This is a genomic window from Prevotella pallens ATCC 700821 (assembly GCF_000220255.1).
GTDB classification, from domain to species: domain Bacteria; phylum Bacteroidota; class Bacteroidia; order Bacteroidales; family Bacteroidaceae; genus Prevotella; species Prevotella pallens.
Genome location: NZ_GL982513.1, coordinates 360755 through 363375 on the forward strand (window position 1 = coordinate 360755; position 2621 = coordinate 363375).

At 31.9% G+C, this 2621-nt stretch carries 2 protein-coding genes and 1 pseudogene; 1 reads left to right on the forward strand and 2 read right to left on the reverse strand.

Features of this window, described 5'->3' with window-relative positions:
* Positions 1 to 56: 56 nt before the first annotated feature.
* Positions 57 to 863 carry a PoNe immunity protein domain-containing protein gene (locus HMPREF9144_RS01445; protein ID WP_006044021.1) on the forward strand — a complete coding sequence of 269 codons (807 nt, stop codon included), beginning with the start codon at positions 57 to 59 and terminating at the stop codon, positions 861 to 863.
* A 126-nt stretch (positions 864 to 989) separates the two neighbouring features.
* On the opposite strand, the pseudogene HMPREF9144_RS13220 reads toward HMPREF9144_RS01445, so the two are convergent.
* Together HMPREF9144_RS13220 and HMPREF9144_RS01450 are read right to left on the reverse strand one after the other, a co-directional pair.
* A pseudogene (locus HMPREF9144_RS13220) lies at positions 990 to 1192 on the reverse strand (IS5/IS1182 family transposase); the annotation flags it as partial.
* Positions 1193 to 1601: 409 nt separating this feature from the next.
* Positions 1602 to 2492, reverse strand: coding sequence for a helix-turn-helix domain-containing protein (locus HMPREF9144_RS01450; RefSeq protein WP_006044022.1), 891 nt, complete (start codon positions 2490 to 2492; stop codon positions 1602 to 1604).
* Positions 2493 to 2621: the final 129 nt, after the last annotated feature.

Genomic DNA, 2621 nt, shown 5'->3' on the forward strand with positions numbered 1-2621 from the left:
TTTATAAGGGTAGACTACATAACAGATGGTATTGAAACCATTTAAATGGAATAGCTATGGGATTATTTAATTTTAAATTGGGCGGTTCTAAAAAAGAACAAGATAAACCTATCAGAGATAAATTAAAGGACAAAAAATACTTTGAAAAGATTCTGAGTATTAAGTTTGGAGAAATAGATGATGATGAAAAGCACATATTAGAAGAAAAGAAAAAGAATGTTGGAATAGTACGTCCATTTTTATATTGGTGTTCTGCTGTAGATTATATACGGGCAATAGAAATAAGTTACTCTATGGGTGAAGATATTGCCAAATTGAGAAAGTTATATATAAATTCTTTAGATAATTATATACATGGAGCTAATTTTAGAAATCCGACATACGCTGATGATTTAGATAGAATATCATTGGGAATACTATTAGACATAGATAATACAGATTTTAATCGTTTAACTGACTATGTGTGGCGAATGGATAAGCAGGCAAAACCATCAAATTGGACACCCGACTTATTACTTTGGTTTATGCTAAACTCCCGATTAAAAGAAAACAAGAAACAAACGTATGCAAATAAGCTTGCTTTCCCTAAGTTATATAAAGAACTTTTCAAGCTAACACAGATTTCCGATGCGCAAGAAGCAAAGAAAGCACTTAAAGATTATATGGAAAAATGGTATACTCTGAACAACGATGCTCCTTGGCATAATAGTCATCTGAAGAAGAATTGTTATCGTGGCTATTGGGCATGGGAGGTTGCAGCTGTTGCTAAGATAATGCACATAGACGATTCTGACCTTAGGGATAATCCATATTATCCCTATGATATGGTACATTGGAAAGATGCAGGAGTTACTATAGAATAGTAGTAATAGAGAACATAAGATGATTTATTTCTTAAGAAGTCTACAACGAAAATCTACTGAAGATAATTTAGTAAATTAATTATTGATGTCTGCTAAAATGAGAGAATATAAGACACGATGATTTCAATTCTGAGAAAGAACTATGTAATATAGATCAAACACCTTCTCATACCCTTTCCTTTTCCCAAGATTATGCTATAGCTCTCTTACTAATCTATATGCTATGGTTTTCAGTAGGCTATCTGCCTTAAGAGCTCTCTACGATTCTTGAGATGATTGCGAAAATGTTGAGAACGGTAAATTTCGTTCAAGGTACGCATATAGCTCTGATATTGTGTGGTAATAAAGGTTGCTATTTTTTGTGATATCTAATTTGTAATTGATAGATATCTGAGAGGAGTACGATAGATATCTGAAACGAACACGATAGATATCTGAAACGAACACGATAGATATCTAAAATGAAAGTAGCGGTATCTACCTGACTTTTCTAAGCATTTAAGACGCTCTATCTGATTAGTGAATAGACTGTATTCACAGCTTATAAGTCCTATCTAATTTCTATTACACTTTATTAGAAAATAGCATCATTATATTTTGTTCGTATTATTATTTTCAGTAATCTTTCGTTTCCTTGCCAGTCATTTATATAAACTTTATAATTTGTTCTGTTTACTTTAAAACGATAGAATAGAGGGTTAATATGGTATAATGACTTCTGTAAAAAAATAGTTTTAGTTAATACAAATTTCCTTCTGTTCTGTAAGTGCCAGCTGTAACACCAGTTCGGCGCTTAAAGAATTTACAAAACGAACTAAGAGAATTGAAGTTATATTCGGTGGCAATGTTTTTTAAAGATTTATTTGTATATTTCAATTCCTGCTCTAATTGTATGGTTAATTCCTTGTCAATCCATTCTCTGGCGGTAGTTCCTGTCTCATTTTTTATAACTATGCCAAGATAATGCGTTGTCATATACAATTGTGAAGCGTAGAATTCTAATTCGTGTTTTTGCTTTATGTTATCGTTGACTAATCGTATAAATCGTTCAACAGTTTCTTTGTGACGTGTCCATTGTCTATTTGCCAATGGTATTTCTATGCTGTAAAACGATTCTACCAAGCTAAATATTGCTACAAAAAGTGCATTGATAGTCTTGCTATTTATTGATGATATCTGAACAAGATTATACATTGTTTTGAGATATTCCTGAATAACACTGCTTTCGTTCTCCTCTAAATGTAGCTTTATGCATTTGCCTGGAGAGAGAAATACTTGTGGCAAATTACCATTAAATACCGTTTTCATAAATTCTTCTGACAGTGCAAAACCGTCTATAATGGTTTCAACACCTATAGAGTCGCCCGATATTGTAACACCCCAATTTATGAAAAGTAAATCTCCCGGACCACACCTATACTTCTTTGAGTTTATAATTGGTTCGTACCAACCACTTTTCACTACTACTAAACGTACCATACTGAGACGTGCTGGACTACTAGGGTCTGGCAGTGCTCTAAATTGCGGATTACTATTAAGTCCTATTAGAAATTTAGAACAAATGTAAAGGTTTCCAGCTATGTTTGGTTCATTTCTTTTTACATACGCTGCAAATTCGTTAAAATTCATTATGTTGAGATATTTTGAGTAATGCTTAAATGAGTTATAAGTCGTACAAAGATAATAAAAAAAGATTATCTTTATGATATAATTAGATTTTTTTACAATAAATAACTATCTACAAATATCTTAATTCTA